We start from the raw sequence: 1,059 nt of genomic DNA, 5'->3' as shown, positions 1-1,059 counted from the left end.
AGCTCTTTTTTTGTTGCCTATAAATGTTTTTGCCGCCAAAGGCGATCAGGGTGTGGATTGGGCGATTTATCAAGGAGATCAAGGGCGTTTTGGTTATGCTCATGATAAATTTGCTATTGCTCAAATTGGCGGGTATAACGCTAATGGCATTTACGAGCAGCGCACATACAAAACACAAGTAGCAAGTGCTATTGCACAAGGAAAACGAGCGCATACCTATATCTGGTATGACACCTATGGAAACATGGATATTGCTAAACAGACAATGGATTATTTCTTGCCTAAGATTCAAACACCGAAAGGTTCGATTGTAGCTTTAGATTTTGAACATGGCGCTAGTTCTGATAGAAATGCAAATACAGAAACAATTTTGTACGGTATGCGACGTATTAGACAAGCTGGGTATACACCAATGTATTATAGCTATAAACCTTTCACATTAAAATATGTTGATTATAAGAGAATTATTAAAGAATTTCCTAACTCTTTATGGATTGCCGGATATCCTAGCTATAATGTAACTCCAGAACCGTTGTATAACTATTTTCCAAGTATGGATGGGGTTGCTATTTGGCAGTTTACATCTACTTATATTGCAGGGGGATTGGATGGAAATGTCGATTTAACAGGGATCACTGATAATGGCTATACTAACTCAGATAAGCCACAAACAGAAACGCCAGCAATCAATGCAGGAGAAGAAACAAGTGAAACGCCAAAATCAGAGATCAAAGTTGGTGATACAGTTAAGGTGAATTTCTCAGCTAATCAATGGGCGACTGGTGAGGCTATTCCACAATGGGTGAAAGGTGAAAGCTACAAGGTTCAACAAGTTGATGGCAATAAAATTTTACTTGCAGATATTCTTTCTTGGATTGATAAATCTAATGTAGAACTTTTACCAGATTCTACGACAGTTGCAGAACAACCATTAGTTGCTCAAACCCATGTTGTTCAATACGGCGAAACTTTATCTTCAATTGCTACAAGATATAGCACCACATATCAAGCTTTAGCATCACTAAATGGATTAAGTAATCCAAACATGATCTATGCTGG

The 1,059-nt window shown here is 37.8% G+C and carries 1 protein-coding gene; it reads left to right on the top strand.

Annotated features, from left to right (window positions below; all coding sequences use genetic code 11):
* Positions 1-1,059: GH25 family lysozyme (locus RV14_RS11650; protein ID WP_071856398.1), on the top strand; the 1,059-nt coding region annotated here is incomplete at both ends.

It is taken from the genome of Enterococcus ratti, from assembly GCF_001886195.1.
Lineage (GTDB): Bacteria > Bacillota > Bacilli > Lactobacillales > Enterococcaceae > Enterococcus_B > Enterococcus_B ratti.
Note: the sequence above shows the minus strand (reverse complement) of the source record. Positions and strands in the feature narration are given on the sequence as shown.